Here is a 17,475-nt window from a genome sequence, read left to right on the forward strand (position 1 = left end):
TGGTCAATCACCCTGCCGAATCAGGAGTGCTCGACGATCCTCGCATAGGCCGCCGCGAGCTTCGCAGGGTCATGCCGTGGAGACCCGTCGTCGGCCGCCACGTCGTCGACGAACAGGCGTGCGCCGTGGGCGTGCACGACGTGCTCGAGATCGGCGAGGCCCTCACCGACGCGGGCCCGGTCGGCGAGCACGGCGTGCACCTTGAGGTCCGGGGCGTGCTCGGAGAGGACCGCCAGGTGGTCGTCGGGACCGAAGCCGCCGGTCTCCCCCGCCTGCTCGTCGAGGTTGAGCACGATGATCACGCGGGCGTCGGTCTCGGCCAGGGCGCGGCGCAGCTCGGGGACGAGCAGGTGCGGGATGACCGAGGTGAACCACGAACCCGGCCCGATCACGACCCAGTCGGCGTCGCGGATCGCGGCGACGGCCTCCGGGCAGGCCACCGGGTCGGCAGGGTCGAGCTGCACCGAGTCGATCACGCCCTCCGTGGTCGCGACCTCGACCTGACCGCGCACCGTGGTCAGGGCATCCGGGTCGGAGCGGTCCAGACCGCGCACCTGTGCGGTGATGTCGAGCGGTGTCAGCGCCATCGGCAGCACGCGTCCGGTGGCACCGAGGAGCTTGCCGACCCAGTCGAGGGCCTTGACGTGGTCACCCAGGCGCTCCCAGAGCCCGACGATCAGCAGGTTGCCGATCACGTGGCCGCGCATCTCGCCGTCGCCGGCGAAGCGGTGCTGGAGCACCTCCGCCCAGGTCGCGCCCCAGTCGTCGTCGCCGCACAGGGCGGCGAGCGCCATCCGGAGGTCACCGGGCGGGAGCACCCCGAACTCCCCGCGCAGGCGCCCCGACGAGCCGCCGTTGTCGGCGACCGTGACGATCGCGGTCAGGTCGTCGACGACGAGCTCGTCGACCAGGCGTCGCAGGGCCTGCAGGGACGCGTGCAGGCCGTGGCCACCACCGAGGGCCACGGCCGACTGGGCGCGGTGGGTCATCACTCCCGGCCGAGGTCGCGGTGGGCGGCCCGGGTCGTGTAGCCGAGGTCCTTGAGGCGTCGGGCGATCTCCTCGGTCATCGCGACGCTGCGGTGCTTGCCGCCGGTGCAGCCGACGGCCACCGTCATGAAGCGCTTGCCCTCGCGGAGGTAGCCCTCAGCCACGCCGGCCAGGAGCGGCACGTAGGCGTCGAGGAACTCCGCGGCCCCGGGCCGGCTCTTGACGTAGTCGGCCACCTCGCGGTCCCGGCCGGTGCCCGCACGCAGCTCGGGGATCCAGAAGGGGTTGGGCAGGAAGCGCATGTCGGCGACGAAGTCGGCGTCGACGGGGATGCCGTACTTGAAGCCGAAGCTCGTCACGGTGACCTGGAGCTGGATCGCCTCCGGCGCACCGAAGGCCTCCGCGATCCGGTCGGTGAGCTGGTGCACGTTGAGCGTCGAGGTGTCGATGACCAGGTCGGCGTCGCTGCGCAGCTCCGCGAGGACGGAGCGTTCGCGCTGGAGGCCGTCGAGCAGGCGGCCGCCGGCCTGGAGGGGGTGCGGGCGTCGCACGGCCTCCTGGCGGCGTACGAGGACGTCGTCGGAGGCCTCCAGGAACACCAGCGTCGTACGCCGGCCGGTGGCCCCCTGTGCGAGGTTGGCCTGCAGGGACTGGAAGAACGAGCCGCTGCGCACGTCGACCACGACGGCGATGGGCTGCTCGGGGCCCTTGCTCTCGTCGACGAGCCGCACGACGTCCCGCAGCAGGCTGGGCGGCATGTTGTCGACGACGTAGAAGCCGAGGTCCTCCAGCTCCTTCGCGGCCGTGCTGCGTCCGGCGCCGGTCATGCCGGTGACGACCACGAGCTCGCCGCGGTGGTCTTCCAACGTCATCAGGACTCCTCGATCTCACCGGTGGCGGTGTTGATGCTGGTGATCACGGGGCCAGTCTTGCTGCTCGCCGACGCGACCGCATCCTTGATGGCCGTCGCCGTGCGCTCGCCGATGCCGGGCACCAGGGCGATCTCCTCGACGGTCGCCAACCGCAGCTTCTTCAGCGACCCGAAGTGCTTGAGCAGGGTCTTGCGTCGCACCTCGCCGAGGCCCGGCACGTCGTCGAGCAGGCTCTCGACCATCGACTTGGAGCGCCGGTTGCGGTGGTGGGTGATCGCGAAGCGGTGGGCCTCGTCGCGGATCCGCTGGAGGAGGTAGAGCCCCTCGCTGGACCTCGCGAGGATGACAGGGTCCTCCTCGGCGGGCAGCCAGACCTCCTCGAGGCGCTTGGCCAGGCCGCAGACCGGGATGTCGTCGATGCCGAGCTCGTCGAGGGCCCGCTGCGCCGCCGCGACCTGCGGCGGGCCGCCGTCGACGACCACGAGGCCCGGCGCGTAGGCGAACTTGCGGGGTCGCCCGGTCTCGGGGTCGACGAGCATCGGCCCGCTCTCGGTGGACACCTCGGTGCTGCGGGACTGCTCGTCGAGCAGCCGCCGGAAGCGGCGGGTGATGACCTCGTGCATCGACGCGACGTCGTTCTGCCCGTCGACGCCCTTGATGACGAAGCGGCGGTACTCGGACTTGCGGGGCAGGCCGTCCTCGAAGACCACCATCGAGGCCACGACCTCGGTGCCCTGGAGGTTGGAGACGTCGTAGCACTCGATGCGCAGGGGCACCTCGTCGAGCTCGAGCGCCGCCTGGATCTCCTCCAGCGCGCGGTTGCGGGTCGTCAGGTCGCTGGCCCGCTTGGTCTTGTGCAGCACCAGCGCCTGGCCGGCGTTGCGCGCCACCGTCTCCTGGAGCGTCTTCTTGTCGCCCCGCTGCGGGACCCGGATCGCCACCCGGCTCCCCCGCAGGTCGCTGAGCAGCTCCTCGAAGGTCGCGGCGTCCGGGGGCATCGCCGGCACCAGGATCTCGCGCGGGATGGTGTCACCGGCGTCGTCGGCGCCGGCGTAGAGCTGCAGGAGCAGGGTCTCCACCAGCTCGGGCGTCTCGCCCTCCTCGACCCGGTCGGCCACCCACCCGCGCTGGCCGCGGATCCGGCCACCGCGCACGTAGAAGATCTGGACCGCGACCTCGAGCGGGTCCTCGGCGAGCGCGATCACGTCGGCGTCGGTGCCGTCACCGAGCACGACGGCCTGCTTCTCCAGGGCCTTCTCGAGAGCCCCGAGGTCGTCGCGCAGCCGCGCGGCCTTCTCGTAGTCCTCGGCCTCGGAGGCGGCGTACATCTCCTTCTTGATGCGGCGCACGAACCCGGTCGTCTGGCCGGCCATGAAGTCGCAGAAGTCGTCGACGATCGCGCGGTGCTCCTCGGCGCTCACCGAGCCGACGCACGGCGCCGAGCACTTGTCGATGTAGCCGAGCAGGCATGGCCGGCCGATCTGGCTGGACCGCTTGAAGACGCCGTTGCTGCACGAGCGCATCGGGAAGACGCGCAGCAGCTGGTCCACGGTCTCGCGGATCGCCCAGGCGTGGCTGTAGGGGCCGAAGTAGCGGGTGCCCTTGCGCTTGGCGCCGCGGCCGACCATCACCCGCGGGAACTCCTCGCCGACGGTGACCGCGAGCCACGGGTAGGACTTGTCGTCGCGGTACTTGACGTTGAAGCGCGGGTCGAACTCCTTGATCCAGGAGTACTCCAGCTGGAGCGCCTCCACCTCGGTGTTGACGGTCGTCCACTCGACGCTGGCCGCGGTCGTGACCATCGTGGCCGTGCGCTGGTGGAGGTTGCCGACGTCCTGGAAGTACGACGAGAGCCGGGCGCGGAGGTTCTTCGCCTTGCCGACGTAGATCACCCGGCCGCGCGGGTCTCGGAACCGGTAGACGCCCGGCTGGGTCGGGATCGAGCCGGGCTCGGGACGGTAGGACAACGGCCCTCGGGAGGAACGGGAAGGTCGACCAGCAGGCACACCGCAACCCTACGGTCCCGTGGGGACAGTCCGGCAGTTGCGCCGACGCGACGCAGATTCTCCGGTTTTTATCTCGCGTGACTTACTGTATTTACATGGTCTGTCGCGATCTCTACGACTACGAGCTCACCACCTCGCCCGAGGCGGCCACCGCCTACACCCGCGGGGTCCGCGACCTGCTCGCGCTGCGCACCGGAGCCGCCGAGGCCGTGGCGACCTCGATCGCCGTCGACCCGACCTTCGCGATGGGACATGCGGCGCTCGCCCTCTTCGGCCACGAGCTGTGCGCGGCGGTCGACGTCCGGGCCCGGCTGCGCGACGCCGAGCTGCACGCCGCCCGGGGCACCGCCCGCGAGCGCAGCCACGTGCACGCCGTCGCCGCCCACGTCCGCGGGGACTCCTCGGCGCTGGTGCGGCACCTCGAGGCGCACCCGCGCGACGCCCTCCTGCTGTCGACGGCCGTGCCGACCATCGCCTTCGCCGGCGTCACCGAGGTGCCCGAGGAGGCCTGGGCGATCGTCGAGCGGGCCATCCCGGCGTACGGCGACGACTGGTGGTTCACCGGACTGCTCGCCTTCGTGCGCCAGGAGCAGGGCCGGTTCGACGAGGCGATGGAGCTGTCCTGCCGCTCGCTCGCGGAGGAGCCGGGGGCGGGGCACTCGGCACACGCCCGCGCGCACGCCCACTACGAGACCGGGGACCACGAGGCCGGGCTGGCCTGGATGGACGGCTGGGTGACGGGCGAGGGCGCCTCGATCGACAGCCTCAGCCACTTCTCCTGGCACGCCGCCCTGCACGAGCTGACGCTGGGCGACCTCGACGCCGTACGCCGGCGCTATGAGTCCCAGCTGCGCCCCGAGCGCGGCCTGGGCTGCCGGGCGCTGGTCGACAGCGGCTCGCTGTTGTTCCGGTGGGCCCTGACCCCGGGCGCCGAGGACGTGCCGGACATCGCAGCGGTCGCGTCGGTGGCCGGGCGCGGAGTCCTCGAGACCCCGTCGACGCCGTTCCTGGCCCTCCACGCGGCCGTGACGCTGCTGGCCCTCGGCGACACGGGCGGCCTCGGCCGCCTCGCCACGTGGGCGGCCGCGCACGCACACCCGACCCAGCGCGAGGTCGTGGCGCCGCTGGCCCGCGCGCTGGGCGCGATGGCCTCCGGTCGGTGTTCGCGGGCCGCCGACGAGCTCGCCGCACTGGCCGGGCCGACCCGTCGGCTCGGCGGCTCGGACGCGCAGCGCGAGATCGTCGAGGAGGCCCGGATCGCCGCGCTCATCCGCGCCGGGCGCTGGGACGAGGCGCGCGTCGTCCTGGACGCGCGGCTGGACCGCCGGAGGTCCCCGCGCGACGAGTCGTGGCGCCGCAAGCTGCCGGGGGTGCCCGCCGGCGTCAGCTGATGCTGATCTGGTCGCCGTCGACCGTGACGGTGACCTCGGGCAGAGCCCGGGTGGCGGGGCCGTTCTGCACGGAGCCGTCCTCGATGGAGAACTTGCTGCCGTGGCACGGGCAGTTGATCGTCTCGGTCACGTTGGCGACGACGCAGCCCTGGTGGGTGCAGGTGGCCGAGAAGCCCTTGAACTCGCCCGCGGTGGGCTGGGTGACGACGACCTTCTGGTCCGCGAAGACCGTGCCGCCGCCGACCGGGATGTCTGCGGTGGCGCCCAGCGGACCGGCGTCGGGAGACGCCGGGGCCCCCGTCGTGGCGTCCGATCCCCCGCCGCACGCGGCGAGGAGCGGCAGGCCGACACCGATGGTGGCGGCACCGGCGAGGGCGTGGCGGCGGGAGATTCCGGATTCCGTGGTCACGACCGCGACCCTACCTACCGCTGCGAAGCCGACTTCTTGGCGACCGCCTTCTTCGCCACCGTCTTCTTCGCCACTGCCTTCTTGGCCGTCGTCTTCTTGGCGGCCGCGCGCTTGGCGGGGACGGGCTCGGTCTTGGCGCTGAGCATCCGGGCGGGCTGCTTGGCGTGCTTGCCGTCGAGCAGCGGCGCCAGGAACGTGCCGGTGTGGCTCGCCTCGACGGCCGCGACCGCCTCGGGCGTGCCCTCGGCGACGACCAGGCCGCCGCGCGACCCGCCCTCGGGACCCATGTCGACCAGCCAGTCGGCGGTCTTGATGACGTCGAGGTTGTGCTCGATCACCAGCACGGTGTTGCCGGCGTCGACCAGGCGGCCGAGCACCAGCAGCAGCTTGCGGATGTCCTCGAAGTGCAGGCCGGTCGTCGGCTCGTCGAGGACGTAGACGGTGCGGCCGGTGGAGCGCTTCTGCAGCTCCGAGGACAGCTTGACGCGCTGCGCCTCGCCGCCGGACAGCGTGGTGGCCGGCTGGCCGAGGCGGACGTAGCCCAGGCCGACCTCGCACAGTGTCTTCATGTGACGGGCGATCGCAGGCACCGCGGCGAAGAAGTCGGCGGCCTCCTCGATCGGCATGTCGAGGACCTCGGCGATCGTCTTGCCCTTGTAGTGCACCTCGAGCGTCTCGCGGTTGTAGCGCGCGCCGTGGCAGACCTCGCAGGGGACGTAGACGTCCGGCAGGAAGTTCATCTCGATCTTGATCGTGCCGTCGCCGGCGCACGCCTCGCAGCGACCGCCCTTGACGTTGAAGGAGAACCGGCCCTGGAGGTAGCCGCGCATCTTGGCCTCGGGGGTCGAGGCGAACAGCTTGCGGATGTGGTCGAAGACGCCGGTGTAGGTCGCGGGGTTGGACCGCGGGGTGCGGCCGATCGGCGACTGGTCGACGTGGATGACCTTGTCGACGTGCTCGAGACCGGTGATCTTCTGGTGCCGGCCGGGGACGGCGCGGGCGTTGTAGATCTGCTTGGCCAGCGAGGTGTAGAGGATGTCGTTGACCAGGGTCGACTTGCCCGACCCGGAGACGCCCGTCACGGCGACGAACAGGCCGAGCGGGAAGCTGACGTCGACGTTCTGGAGGTTGTGCTCGCGGGCGCCGTGGACGGTGAGCTCCCGGCCCTTGGTGCGCGGGCGGCGCACGGCGGGGACGGGGATCTCGCGCCGGCCAGACAGGTATTGGCCGGTCATCGAGTCGGGGTGCTTGAGCAGGTCGGCGACGCTGCCGCTGTGGACGACCTGGCCGCCGTGCTCGCCGGCACCGGGACCGATGTCGACGATCCAGTCGGCGACCCGGATCGTGTCCTCGTCGTGCTCGACGACGATCAGGGTGTTGCCGAGGTCCTTGAGCCGGAGCAGGGTCTCGATCAGGCGGTGGTTGTCGCGCTGGTGCAGGCCGATCGAGGGCTCGTCGAGGACGTAGAGCACGCCGACGAGGCCGGCGCCGATCTGGGTCGCGAGCCGGATCCGCTGCGCTTCGCCGCCGCTCAGCGAGCCGGAGGGGCGGTCCAGCGAGAGGTAGTCGAGGCCGACGTCGAGCAGGAAGTTGAGCCGCTCCTGGATCTCCTTGAGCACCCGCTCGCCGATCTGGCGCTCGCGGGCGCTCAGGTCGAGGGTGCGCAGGAACTCGGCGGTCTCGTTGATCGGCAGGGCGCAGACCTCGGCGATGTTCTTGCCGCCGGACTCCCGCGCACCGAGCGTCACGGCCATCGAGACCGGCTTGAGGCGGCTGCCGTCGCACGCCGGGCACGGGACCTCGCGCATGAAGCCCTCGAACCGCTCGCGGCTCGTGTCGGACTCGGCCTCGCGGTGGCGACGTTCGATGTAGCTGCGGACGCCCTCGAACTCGGCGTAGTAGGCGCGCTCGCGGCCGTAGCGGTTGCGGGTCACGACGTGGACCTTGGTGGCGTGGCCGTCGAGGAGCGACTTCTGGCCGAGCGGCGAGATGTCCTGCCAGGGCGTGTTGAGGTCGAAGCCGAGCTCGTCACCCAGCGCGCCCATCAGCCGCAGGAAGTAGTCGGCGACGTGGGCCTGGCTCCACGGCTGGATGGCGCCCTCGCCGAGCGTCGCGGTGACGTCGGGGACGACCAGCTCGGGGTCGACCTCCATCCGGGTGCCGAGGCCGTGGCAGACCGGGCAGGCCCCGAACGGGGAGTTGAAGGAGAACGAACGGGGCTCGAGCTCGTCGGTGTCGATGGCGTGCTCGTTGGGGCAGGCCATCTTCTCGGAGAAGCGCAGCTCGCGGCCGGCGTCCTTGGGACCGAGGTCGACGAAGTCGAAGAGCACCAGGCCACCGGCGAGGGTGAGCGCGGTCTCGACCGAGTCGGTGAGGCGTCGCTTGGAGGACTCCTTGACCGCCAGCCGGTCGACCACGACCTCGATGGTGTGCTTCTTCTGCTTGTCGAGCTTGGGCGGGTCGTCCAGCGTGTGGGTCTCGCCGTTGACCCGCGCACGGGAGAAGCCCTGCTGCTGGAGCTGGCGGAAGAGCTCGACGTACTCGCCCTTGCGGCCGCGGATGACCGGCGCCAGCACCTGGAAGCGGCGGCCGTCCTCGAGGGAGAGGATCTTGTCGACGATCTGCTGGGGCGTCTGCCGCTCGATCGGCGAGCCGCAGGTCGGGCAGTGCGGGCGGCCGGCGCGGGCGTAGAGCAGCCGGAGGTAGTCGTAGACCTCGGTGATCGTGCCGACCGTCGAGCGGGGGTTCTTGCTGGTGGACTTCTGGTCGATCGAGACCGCGGGCGAGAGGCCCTCGATGAAGTCGACGTCCGGCTTGTCCATCTGCCCCAGGAACTGGCGGGCGTACGCCGAGAGCGACTCGACGTAGCGGCGCTGGCCCTCGGCGAAGATCGTGTCGAACGCCAGCGAGGACTTGCCCGACCCGGAGAGGCCGGTGAAGACGATGAGCGAGTCGCGAGGGAGGTCGATCGAGACGTCCTTGAGGTTGTGCTCGCGCGCCCCACGGATGATCAGCTGATCCTGCACTGGCAATCCTCGAAGAGAGAAGTCTGTTCGAACAAGTGTTCGCCAATCCTACGGAGCGGGGCAAGCCGCCACGCGGGTGATGGGCGAAACGCGACCACGATCTCACGGCCCACCGACAGTCCACCCATCGCGCCGGACTGGTCGCTGTCGGGCCGCTCGGGTAGGAATGTCGCATGCCCGATCTCACCCGCACCAGCGCCGCAGCCGACCTGCTCCAGGAGGCGACCCAGCGCCTGGTGCGCTCCGTCGACGCCCTTCCCGACGAGGCCTGGACCGGGCCGAGCCTGCTGCCCGGCTGGACCCGTGCCCACGTCCTCGCCCACCTCACCCTGAACGCCGAGGGGCTGGCCGGCGCCCTCCGCGGCATCGTCGCCGGCGAGCAGGTGCCGATGTATGCCTCCCAGGAGGCCCGTGACGGTGACATCGACGAGCTCGCCGCCAGCGATCCCCAGACCCTGCGCACCCGGTTCCTCGCGTCCACCACCGACTTCGCCGACGCGGCCAGCTCGATCCCCGACGAGCGGTGGGACAGCACCGTCGAGCGGGTGCCGGGCGGCCGCTCGTTCCCGGCCGCCGCCGCGCCCGGCATGCGCCTGGGCGAGGTCGAGATCCACCACGTCGACATGGCCGCCGGGCCGACGCACGCGGACTGGACACCCGAGTTCGCGGCCATCGTGCTCGACAACGCGACGGCCCGGGAGCCCGGCTCCTTCCACGCCCACGCCACCGACCTCGACCGCACCTGGGACTACGGCACCGGCGGTCCGACCGTCTCCGGCCAGTCCCGCGACCTGGCCTGGTGGCTCACCGGGCGCGGCCGCGGCGAGGGCCTGACCAGCGACAGCGGCGACCTGCCGGAGATGGCCGCGTGGTGACCTACACCGGGGACGTGTCGCCCGGGGGCTCCCCCGACGTCCGCGAGGCAGGCGGCCTCCGCATCACCAAGGTCGCCGTCGACGAGAAGATGTCCAACAACTGCTACCTGCTGACCTGCCGGGCGACCGGGGCACAGGTGCTCGTCGACGCCGCCGCCGAGCCCGAGACCCTGCTCCCCCTCGTCGGCGAGGCCGGCCTCACCACCGTCGTCACCACCCACCAGCACTGGGACCACCACCGCGCCCTCAAGGCCGTCGTCGACGCGACCGGGGCCGAGGTCGCGGCCGGGGTCCCCGACGCCGACGCCATCACCGAGCAGACCGGCGTCGAGGTCACGCGGCCGGTGCGTCAGGGCGACGTCGTCCGCGTCGGAGAGGTCTCCCTCGAGGTGATCGCCATCGCCGGCCACACGCCGGGCTCGATCGCGCTCCTCTACGACGACCCCGAGGGCCACCCGCACCTGTTCACCGGCGACTCGCTGTTCCCCGGCGGTCCTGGAAGGACAACAGATGAGGGATCGTTCGCGCAGATCATGGACGAGCTCGAGATCAAAGTCTTCCAGCGCCTACCCGACGAGACGTGGTTCTACCCCGGACACGGCAACGACTCGACGCTGGGGGCCGAACGGCCGTCACTCGGTCAATGGCGCGCCCGCGGCTGGTGATCCGACGACGTCCGGACGGGGGCCTTCTCCGAAACCGAATCCGGGTTCTCGCACCCACTCGACGTATCCGTTGTCCCTAAAGGACCAGCCAAGGCCAATGTCCGGAGGGCCGTCGTGGGCGGTGCCGCGGCCCGCGAACTCGGCCGCCAACTTCTGATAGATCGGGTTACTCGGCGACGGGAGGTCACGGTCGGGCCACACGCGGACAGAGTCGAGAAGGTCGACCTCCTTCGTCTCCCCAGGCAGGACCCTGCCAACCTCGTGATCGGCGACGAGGACGTAGCGACCGGTGCGGTCCGGGGCCGGGAGGTACACCTGCAACCAGAACTGGTGCACCGGCAACGGTGATGCGTTGTGCACCGTCGCAACCAGGAGCGCTGGCACGGTTGGGCCGACCGTGACGGTGGGTGCGCCGTCTCCCGGGAATGTGTGGGCGATCTCGGCCGACGCCGCGAAGTCGGCCCATGCGGCGACCATCACGGCCTGGGCTCTCCGTTCGGTGTTGTCGCGGTGAGCGTCTCGCCGCTGCTCTACTCGGAGTGCACGGTGCGCGTACCAGCCAGCGAACACGGCCGCGATAAACGCGGCGAAGGTCGAGAGCGCCGCGATCCAGTCCGGGGTGGAGCCGGGACCTGCATCCGTCACCAGGGCCACGGTGATCGCGACAGCGAAGACGCAGAGGCCCACGATCACGACCTCCACGACGAACGCAGCGCTTGGGTTCTCCCCCGAGTTCTTGTCTGGCACCGAGACATCATGCACGCCACGAGGTCGCGTCTGGTTGAAACCCGGGCCTTGACCGGGGCCCCCCCGGTCGTCTTATCGAATGCATGGATATGTCTCACGCCGAAACGATCGAGATGGTTCGCGACGTTTTCGGGTGCGTGCAGCTCAACGACGAGTCGACCAACCTAGACATCGCTGACGCGCTGATCGCGGCCGGCTTGGTGTTGCGGGCCGCCCAGGAAGCCGTCAGCAGCCTTTAGGGAGCGCGCACAATCCGGTTGTGACAATTTCTCGCGCCAAAAGCGGATGGTTGCCTCACAATCGGGTCCCATGAGCCTCCGGGGGATCGCACTTGGAATCGCGCTGGCATCGTCGCTGACCGCGAGCGGGTGTGCCACCGAAGCGCCTTCTCAATCACGTGGGCCTGTCTCGGACCGTTGCCTTCATCCCCGGGCCGACCTCCGTGCGCTCCAGGTCAAGGTCGACGAGCTGACGACTGCGGCCGGCGCGGACGGACTTCGACCTTCGCCTACCAAGTACGGCAGCGACGGGCCGGACTCGTGGTGGTACGCAAACGCCTTCGACGACTCGGCGGGACGGGCCTGGGACTCGGCTCAGCGGGACCTGGCCATGCAGGTCGCCGAGAACATCCGCCTCGCGGCGCGCGTCGTCGTCAACTCCTCGGAATGTTGGGACGCAGTCGAGGTGGCTCGCGCCCAAGAGATCCTCGATGGGCATCTCGCGGACGTGTTGGCCGGGTCCCACGGTGGCTAATCGACGCGGGCCACGGCCCGAATCCATCCTTTCAAGGGCCGCGGCGCTCGAGAACCTCACGACATGGATCATTGCGGCGTCCATCGCAAAGGACGAGCGCGCGTTCGGGTGGTTCTTGCACTATGCGGCGGACCGAATTCCCGTCGAGGAGAAGGTCAAGCTGCTCGGGGAAATCGTCACCGAACTCCCCGAACCCACGGTCGTCTACTCCGAGTTCCTGGACGACTTGCGGTTCATCAACCGAGTCAGAGTCCAGGTCGCGCATTCGGTCTTCATTTTTGCTGGGTTCGACTCGTTGGGCGCGGGTTACGTCAACTTCAAGAAGGGCAAGCCGCGTCGTATGTCCGATGACGACCTTCGGACACAGGTCGCGGACGCAACCAAGCGGGCCAAACGGGCTGGCACCGCATTCTCAGCGATCGTCCGCGAGGCCGGTTTGCCGTTCTCGCCCCCGCCGCTGAGTTGAGGTCAGAGGTCGGAGGGGCCGAAGGCCTCGTCCGGCGTCCCACCGGTGCCGCTTGAGGTGCTATCCGCACCGGCCGCCTTCGCCGCAGCGTCGAGCTCGCGGATCTCGGCGTTGACGGCGAGTAGTCGAATGGTGAGCGCCGCGAGGTCGCGTGCCGCGGTGTGCGGTGAGTCGACCTCACGCGCGAGACGGGTCCGGATCGCCACGAGAACCGCGCGCTGATCGCCGCTGTTGGCCGCGGCGGTGACAGCACCCGCACGGGCCCGATAGCGGCGCCTGGCGCCGGCAGACGCCACGACGGCGAGGTGTGGGGCGTTCGGCTTCTTGGCCGCCATCTGTGGCTCCCTTCATGTGGAAAATGCCGTGGGTGTGAAAGGGCGACTGCGGGGTCGTCATCGGTGTCGTCACCGGATTGACCCTCCCCCCGGGGTTCGGGTGCCTACGGTGTCGGGGTGAAGACCATCTCGTTCGATCTGAAGCAGCCCAACGCGCTGCCCGCAACCAAGGCCGCGCTCCGTGCCGCGGGCTTCGATGCCACCACCGGCAGCCCACGATCCGGCGACACCGGGACCGCCATCATCGACATCTCCGACGTGTCCGAGGACCGCGAGCCCGAGGCGTTCCGGATCGTGAAGCAGCACGCGCCGTACGCCGCTGCCCTTCACTGACGCCGGGGGCAGGACCGTCCCCGCGACGGGACGGTCCTGCCGATCGGGTCGGGGCGCTGGTGGCTTCGTCGTGGTCGAAAGGAGATTCCACTCCACACACCATCCGTTCCGCGCGGCGCCAAGTACGAACCGCCGGCGGTGTGGTTGACGCCCCGACCGATTGGGGGCAGTCGGCTAGAAGCCTGTCGGCATGATCAGGCCCGTGCCCGACACGACGGAGAACGCGGACGGCCGGCGGTTGCCGATGAAGGCGAGATAGTTGAAGAGCTGGACGCGAACCTGGAGCGTGCCGCTCAGGACCTCCTGGAGCACCCGGGTCCGCACCGCACCCTCGTACAGGTAGGCCTCGGGGTACGCGCCGACGATGATCCGCGACTCGTTCGTGCCGGCGCCGAGGTTGGTGGGCAGGTTGGCGTCCACCACGATCGGCACACCACCCATCGACCCGACGACACCGGACAGGGCGTTCTCGTTGAGGACCGCGATCGAGCTCAGGCCGTTGGAGTTGAGGTCGACCAACGGCCGGCCCGTGGTGTCGAGCTGGGTCAGGGCCCAGTTCCAGATGCTCGGGTGCATGACGATCGCCGTCGGCGGCCGCTTCCCGTTCTTGATCGCCTGGGACATCCCCTGGGCGATCGGCACCAGCAACTCGCCGAGCGTGGGGGTCGCATCGGTGTAGGTCACGGCGTTGGTTCCCGACATCGGCAGGAGCCCGCCGACCTGGCCCGACGCGCCCGTGCCGGACAGCACCTGGGTGTCGAGCTGGGCGTTGTAGTCCGCGAGAAGGTCGCGGAACAGGACCTCGTCGAAGTTGATCGGGGACTGGTCGAGGAGCTGGAGGGCGAAGTCCTGCTGGCCGGCGATCGTGCGGACCGGGCCCGACACGTTGGCGTCGGTCATGTCCGTCGAGCTGACGGCTGCGGCGTCCGCCGTCTGGATCGCGGTCGTGGTGCCGGTCGCGACCTTCGGCAGGTTGATGGAGTCGGTGCCCGGCGGCAGTTCCCGCACGCTGCACAGGTCGGCCGTCGCGCGGCCGTTGCGAAGCAGCGACACGTACTCGTCGATCAGCCACAGCGGCGGGACGAAGTTGCCGCCCTGGCCGTCGGTCCGGTTGGGGTTCACCCGCTGCTCGAGCGACCCAGCGGCCATCCGCAACGGCGTGGCCCGGAACTCCTTCGGCAGGTCGCCGGAGGCCCGCTCGACCATCTGCGCGTGCTCGTTGAGACGCCGGATCGCGTCGTGCTGCATGGCGCCGCCGTTGAGGCTGACGGCGACCAGGTCGCGGAAGTACGATTCACCGCTCGTCCGCCCGTAGACGGTGTCGGCGCCGCGGCCGAAGCCACGTCGGGCCGGGGCGCGGCCCTGGTCGTCGGTGTCCTGGCCGAGCCGGGAACGGGCGGCGGCGTCGGCGTCACGTCGACGTTCCTGGGTCTCGGTGGTCTGGATGCGGGCGTCGAGACTCTTGACCTCGTCGACGAGCTCCTGGATCTCGGCATTCGCACGTGCGGCCGCGGCGCGGTTGGCCGGGACCGGCTCGTCGATCCGGGCGTCGATCTCGGCCTGGAGGTTGGCACGTCGCGCATTCAGCGCGTCGAGCTGGGGAGAAGACATGGGGATGCACCTCTAACGGGTACGAAGGAATGAGGGCAGCGCATCGCGAGGGAGATGGCCCGTCGTCGTGGCCCAGGGTTGGCCGTCGGTCCCTCATGCGAGGCGCGGCTGGCGTGGGCCGGTCGGGTCGTGCGATCCGCGGCAAAGGGTGTCCAGCCAGAATCGCCTGCTTGACCCTTGCGGGCCCCGGTTGCTGTGGCGGACGGCGTTTGCCTGAGACCGACGTTACGCCGCGCCTCGGGACTTCTCCGAGGCGCGGCGCCTGCGTGTCGTCAGGTCGGCATGCCGTCGAGGCCCGAGGCGTCGTCCGGCACGACCGGCGCGAGGTCGTTTGCGTAGTACGACGCCAGCCCCGGACGGTGCTGCATCAGCCGCCGCGTCACGGCGTCGAGCAGCTCAGCGGCCTGCTCGCCCATCCCCGTCGGCACACCGAGGATCACGCCGTCGGCGTCGTCGAGGTGTCGGGGCAGGGCCCACCGGCCGCCGGGCCGGAGCTCGCGGCGCACATGGTCGAGGCCGCGTGTGGACAGCCCGTCGCGTGCCAGAAGCTCGCTGACGATGCCGGCCCACACCAGCCACTCGTGCCGACGGACGTCCTCCGGAACGTTCGGCACCACGTGCTCCACGGCGGGTTGCAGTTCGTCGTCGTCGGTGCTGTCGGTGGGGTCGTCGTGGTTGGTCATGGCGCTTCTCCTTCGTTGGTGGTTGGTTTCGGTCTTCGTGGTTCTGGGGGCCTAGGCCGGGAGGCGGGCGACCCCCTTACCCGCCACCCGGCCCGGCGTCGCCCTGGGGCGGGTTTTTGTGCGCCAGCGGGGCCGCCGCGCCCGTTCCCCCTACGCCTCCACGGCGGTCGCGAGTTGCTCGTGCGGCGCGCACCGCGAGCAGGCACAGCCGGTGTCACCGGCCGGGTCATCGAGGAGCCAGAGCCATTCCTCGCCGTCGGCGTAGATCACGACGACCGCGGCCCGACCGCCGTCGAGGTTGCAGGAGCGGGCCTTGTCGATCTGGGGCTCGTCCTCGCGGCTCATTCCGCCACCTCCGTGGCCGGGGCGGGTGCGTCACGGCGTTCCGGGTGCTGCTTGTAGGTAGGTGTCACGTGGTGCTCCTTCGGTGTGTCGGTGCTGGGGATGCTGGTGACGGGGGCGGCGAGGGTCGGGGCGCACGTTGTGTCGCCGGCCCACGCACGCTCGTCCCCGGCACTGGGTCGCCACTGCTCGGCCTCGACGACGCGGCGGATGAGGGCCTTCGCACGGTCGACCCACACGCGGCGCTCCTCCCACGGGACGTGGAGGTAAACCACGGGGCCCGCCTCGCCACCCAGGTCGATGTCGGCCGGATTGAGGAACGAGGACATGTCCGGGTACTTGGTGCTGCCTGCGGATACGGAGCAGCCCTGATCCCGCGGGCAGTGGTCCCGGCCCCGGGCTGCCACGTCGTTGGTGAGCCAGAGTCCGACGCGGCCGGTGACGCCGGCCACCCAGCGGAAGGCGTCGACCGTCTCGGCCATCGTGTACGGCCACGCCCTGCACTCCCGCTCGATCGCGTCCCGCACGCCGTCGGGGACCCTCGCCTCTGTCGGCGGCACGCCCTGGAGACGGCCGTACTCCTGCCTCGCCTTCGCCCACTCCACGTCGTAGAGCTGGCTGAGCTGGGGCGCCAGCTCGATGCTCGCGTGCCCGTCGTCGTGCCAGTCGTCGATGCGCACGCCAATGGCGTAGGGGCTCGGGCACTTCCTCTTCATCACGTGGTCTCCTCGTCGTCGTAGGCGCCGGTGGCCTCGCCGATCAGGTCGTCGATCGCGAGGCCCGGCGGCAGTCCCTTTCCACTCCAGGTCGGGTGCGTGTCGCGCGCCGCGTTAGCGGAGCGCGCGACAGCGCCTCCCGTCCTTTCCCCTGTCCCTGTCCCTACGGGACGGGACGGGTCGGGACGGGACGGGGGGTCGTTACCAACGCGGTCCGTAACAGTGGAAGTAACGGCGTTACGGCACCATGCGGCGGAACACCCGGTGTGGTCGTCGAGGTCGTGCCGGCGGCGAATGGGGCAGTAACGGGGCACGCAGAGGTCGTGCTTGTCGTCCCGATGGTTCTCCTGGCGCCGGCGATAGAGCTCCTGGCGTTGGCGGTTGTCCGCCTTGCGCTTGCGCACGTTCTCGGCCGCCTCCTGGTCACTCCAGTCGAGGAGGTAGGCGGTACGGCTCTCGTCCCACACCCACAGCCCGGCGCCCTGTAGCTCGTCGACCAGCGCCGGGACGTTGTTCGCGTCGGTGATCCGGGGCAGGGCGGCGGCTGGGATCAGTCCGTCGGTGAGGTGGCGGTTGCAGTAGACCAGTGCCTCGATGTGGAGGAGGCGCGCGCTCCGCGATAACGCGAGGAACTCGGGCCGGTCCATCGAGTTATCGGAGAGGCGGGTCCAGGTCACGACGACGTCTCCCCATCGACCGCGGTGGGCATGGTGCACAGGTAGATGCAGCTCCGGCCTTGCCACCGTTCGGCGGCCGGCGCTTGCCAGCGGAGGTAGCCGGCGTCGCGGAGCTCGTTACGGGCCTTGAGTGCGGTGGACCGGGCCATCCCGGTTTGTCGTGCCAGCTCGTCGGCGGACACCTCGACCACCAGCGCACCGTCGACGGGGTCGGCGGCCTGTGCGAGGTCCGCGATGACGAGGGCCACGAGGCGCGCCCATGGGCTCAGGGTGCTGGCGGCGACGGCCTGGGCGTACCGAACGTGGGCGGTCGGCGCGCGACGTCGGACCGGGTGCGGGCTGCGGTCGGTCATCGCCGGGCGCCTGGGGACGTCGGGCGGAGGATCGCCCGGAGCCGCTCGCGCTGCTCGGCGGTCAGGGGCGGGGCCTCGTCGACGATCCGGCGAACGTGGGCCGCCATACGGTCATCGGGGATAGGAGTGGGCATTCGGATGCCTTCGCGGTTGAATCACCACGCGAAGGCCATCTGGTCGGGATGTGCCCGGTCGCCGTACCAAGGTCGGGTCGTGATCGGATCAG

At 70.6% G+C, this 17,475-nt stretch carries 20 protein-coding genes; 7 read left to right on the plus strand and 13 right to left on the minus strand.

Annotated elements, in window-relative coordinates; genetic code table 11:
- Window positions 1–20 precede the first annotated feature (20 nt).
- From FB382_RS09290 to uvrC, 3 genes are read right to left on the minus strand one after another with little or no spacing between them, the layout of a single operon-like run.
- Window positions 21–989 (minus strand): gluconeogenesis factor YvcK family protein, encoded by a 969-nt coding sequence (locus tag FB382_RS09290; protein ID WP_182538592.1) that lies wholly within the window; start codon window positions 987–989, stop codon window positions 21–23.
- Window positions 989–1,861 carry an RNase adapter RapZ gene (gene rapZ, locus FB382_RS09295; protein ID WP_182538594.1) on the minus strand — a complete coding sequence of 291 codons (873 nt, stop codon included), beginning with the start codon at window positions 1,859–1,861 and terminating at the stop codon, window positions 989–991. The genes FB382_RS09290 and rapZ overlap by 1 nt, the downstream gene beginning before the upstream one ends.
- Window positions 1,861–3,828, minus strand: coding sequence for an excinuclease ABC subunit UvrC (gene uvrC / locus FB382_RS09300; RefSeq protein WP_220481305.1), 1,968 nt, complete (start codon window positions 3,826–3,828; stop codon window positions 1,861–1,863). Before uvrC ends, rapZ begins: the two co-directional genes overlap by 1 nt.
- Before the next feature lie 134 nt (window positions 3,829–3,962).
- Here uvrC and FB382_RS09305 point away from each other — a divergent pair, with 134 nt between their 5' ends.
- A complete protein-coding gene (locus FB382_RS09305) occupies window positions 3,963–5,258 on the plus strand; it encodes a tetratricopeptide repeat protein (RefSeq protein WP_182538598.1) in 1,296 nt (431 codons plus the stop codon).
- Here the strand turns inward: FB382_RS09305 and FB382_RS09310 are convergent.
- The gene (locus FB382_RS09310) at window positions 5,251–5,667 is read right to left on the minus strand and encodes a Rieske (2Fe-2S) protein (RefSeq protein WP_343055540.1); all 417 of its coding nucleotides are present in this window, start codon (window positions 5,665–5,667) and stop codon (window positions 5,251–5,253) included. The genes FB382_RS09305 and FB382_RS09310 overlap by 8 nt on opposite strands.
- Window positions 5,668–5,681: 14 nt before the next feature.
- Window positions 5,682–8,693 carry an excinuclease ABC subunit UvrA gene (gene uvrA / locus FB382_RS09315; RefSeq protein WP_182538600.1) on the minus strand — a complete coding sequence of 1,004 codons (3,012 nt, stop codon included), beginning with the start codon at window positions 8,691–8,693 and terminating at the stop codon, window positions 5,682–5,684.
- 173 nt (window positions 8,694–8,866) lie between these two features.
- Here uvrA and FB382_RS09320 point away from each other — a divergent pair, with 173 nt between their 5' ends.
- Window positions 8,867–9,568, plus strand: a complete 702-nt coding sequence (locus tag FB382_RS09320; RefSeq protein ID WP_182538602.1) for a maleylpyruvate isomerase family mycothiol-dependent enzyme — start codon at window positions 8,867–8,869, stop codon at window positions 9,566–9,568.
- Window positions 9,562–10,233: an MBL fold metallo-hydrolase gene (locus FB382_RS09325; RefSeq protein WP_425490070.1), complete on the plus strand. Its 672-nt coding sequence runs from the start codon at window positions 9,562–9,564 to the stop codon at window positions 10,231–10,233. Before FB382_RS09320 ends, FB382_RS09325 begins: the two co-directional genes overlap by 7 nt.
- Here the strand turns inward: FB382_RS09325 and FB382_RS09330 are convergent.
- Window positions 10,201–10,980, minus strand: coding sequence for a hypothetical protein (locus FB382_RS09330; protein ID WP_182538604.1), 780 nt, complete (start codon window positions 10,978–10,980; stop codon window positions 10,201–10,203). The genes FB382_RS09325 and FB382_RS09330 overlap by 33 nt on opposite strands.
- 83 nt (window positions 10,981–11,063) lie before the next feature.
- Between FB382_RS09330 and FB382_RS09335 the strand changes: the two genes are divergently transcribed.
- The 3 genes from FB382_RS09335 (at window position 11,064) to FB382_RS09345 (ending at window position 12,199) form a co-directional block, all read left to right on the plus strand.
- Window positions 11,064–11,219: a hypothetical protein gene (locus tag FB382_RS09335; protein ID WP_182538606.1), complete on the plus strand. Its 156-nt coding sequence runs from the start codon at window positions 11,064–11,066 to the stop codon at window positions 11,217–11,219.
- Between the two features lie 70 nt (window positions 11,220–11,289).
- Entirely contained in the window at window positions 11,290–11,733 is a 444-nt protein-coding gene (locus FB382_RS09340; RefSeq protein ID WP_182538608.1) for a hypothetical protein, read from the plus strand.
- The gene (locus tag FB382_RS09345; RefSeq protein ID WP_182538611.1) at window positions 11,726–12,199 is read left to right on the plus strand and encodes a hypothetical protein; all 474 of its coding nucleotides are present in this window, start codon (window positions 11,726–11,728) and stop codon (window positions 12,197–12,199) included. The genes FB382_RS09340 and FB382_RS09345 overlap by 8 nt, the downstream gene beginning before the upstream one ends.
- Before the next feature lie 2 nt (window positions 12,200–12,201).
- On the opposite strand, the gene FB382_RS09350 is transcribed toward FB382_RS09345, so the two are convergent.
- A complete protein-coding gene (locus FB382_RS09350) occupies window positions 12,202–12,534 on the minus strand; it encodes a hypothetical protein (protein ID WP_182538613.1) in 333 nt (110 codons plus the stop codon).
- Between the two features lie 117 nt (window positions 12,535–12,651).
- Between FB382_RS09350 and FB382_RS09355 the strand changes: the two genes are divergently transcribed.
- Window positions 12,652–12,867, plus strand: a complete 216-nt coding sequence (locus FB382_RS09355) for a hypothetical protein (protein WP_182538615.1) — start codon at window positions 12,652–12,654, stop codon at window positions 12,865–12,867.
- 174 nt (window positions 12,868–13,041) lie between these two features.
- On the opposite strand, the gene FB382_RS09360 is transcribed toward FB382_RS09355, so the two are convergent.
- From FB382_RS09360 to FB382_RS09385, 6 genes are all read right to left on the minus strand, one after another.
- Window positions 13,042–14,478 (minus strand): phage major capsid protein, encoded by a 1,437-nt coding sequence (locus tag FB382_RS09360; protein ID WP_182538617.1) that lies wholly within the window; start codon window positions 14,476–14,478, stop codon window positions 13,042–13,044.
- A 272-nt stretch (window positions 14,479–14,750) separates the two neighbouring features.
- Window positions 14,751–15,161, minus strand: a complete 411-nt coding sequence (locus FB382_RS09365) for a hypothetical protein (protein WP_182538619.1) — start codon at window positions 15,159–15,161, stop codon at window positions 14,751–14,753.
- Between the two features lie 150 nt (window positions 15,162–15,311).
- Window positions 15,312–15,506: a hypothetical protein gene (locus FB382_RS09370; protein ID WP_182538621.1), complete on the minus strand. Its 195-nt coding sequence runs from the start codon at window positions 15,504–15,506 to the stop codon at window positions 15,312–15,314.
- Complete coding sequence (locus FB382_RS09375) at window positions 15,503–16,222, minus strand: hypothetical protein (RefSeq protein WP_182538623.1); 720 nt, start codon at window positions 16,220–16,222, stop codon at window positions 15,503–15,505. Before FB382_RS09375 ends, FB382_RS09370 begins: the two co-directional genes overlap by 4 nt.
- On the minus strand, window positions 16,219–16,896 hold the full coding sequence (locus FB382_RS09380; RefSeq protein ID WP_182538625.1) for a hypothetical protein: 678 nt from the start codon (window positions 16,894–16,896) through the stop codon (window positions 16,219–16,221). Before FB382_RS09380 ends, FB382_RS09375 begins: the two co-directional genes overlap by 4 nt.
- Window positions 16,893–17,249 (minus strand): helix-turn-helix domain-containing protein, encoded by a 357-nt coding sequence (locus FB382_RS09385; protein ID WP_182538627.1) that lies wholly within the window; start codon window positions 17,247–17,249, stop codon window positions 16,893–16,895. Before FB382_RS09385 ends, FB382_RS09380 begins: the two co-directional genes overlap by 4 nt.
- Window positions 17,250–17,475: the final 226 nt, after the last annotated feature.

The sequence above is a fragment of the Nocardioides ginsengisegetis genome, assembly GCF_014138045.1.
Taxonomy (GTDB): Bacteria; Actinomycetota; Actinomycetes; order Propionibacteriales; family Nocardioidaceae; genus Nocardioides; species Nocardioides ginsengisegetis.

What these genes read in the sequence shown, in the direction of transcription:
- FB382_RS09340 (WP_182538608.1), top strand. Translation starts at nt 11,290, where the DNA reads ATGAGCCTCCGGGGGATCGCACTTGGAATCGCGCTGGCATCGTCGCTG.
- FB382_RS09320 (WP_182538602.1), top strand. Translation starts at nt 8,867, where the DNA reads ATGCCCGATCTCACCCGCACCAGCGCCGCAGCCGACCTGCTCCAGGAG.
- FB382_RS09305 (WP_182538598.1), top strand. Translation starts at nt 3,963, where the DNA reads ATGGTCTGTCGCGATCTCTACGACTACGAGCTCACCACCTCGCCCGAG.
- FB382_RS09290 (WP_182538592.1), bottom strand. Translation starts at nt 989, where the DNA reads ATGACCCACCGCGCCCAGTCGGCCGTGGCCCTCGGTGGTGGCCACGGC.
- FB382_RS09370 (WP_182538621.1), bottom strand. Translation starts at nt 15,506, where the DNA reads ATGAGCCGCGAGGACGAGCCCCAGATCGACAAGGCCCGCTCCTGCAAC.
- FB382_RS09365 (WP_182538619.1), bottom strand. Translation starts at nt 15,161, where the DNA reads ATGACCAACCACGACGACCCCACCGACAGCACCGACGACGACGAACTG.
- FB382_RS09385 (WP_182538627.1), bottom strand. Translation starts at nt 17,249, where the DNA reads ATGACCGACCGCAGCCCGCACCCGGTCCGACGTCGCGCGCCGACCGCC.
- FB382_RS09335 (WP_182538606.1), top strand. Translation starts at nt 11,064, where the DNA reads ATGGATATGTCTCACGCCGAAACGATCGAGATGGTTCGCGACGTTTTC.
- FB382_RS09360 (WP_182538617.1), bottom strand. Translation starts at nt 14,478, where the DNA reads ATGTCTTCTCCCCAGCTCGACGCGCTGAATGCGCGACGTGCCAACCTC.
- FB382_RS09350 (WP_182538613.1), bottom strand. Translation starts at nt 12,534, where the DNA reads ATGGCGGCCAAGAAGCCGAACGCCCCACACCTCGCCGTCGTGGCGTCT.
- rapZ (WP_182538594.1), bottom strand. Translation starts at nt 1,861, where the DNA reads ATGACGTTGGAAGACCACCGCGGCGAGCTCGTGGTCGTCACCGGCATG.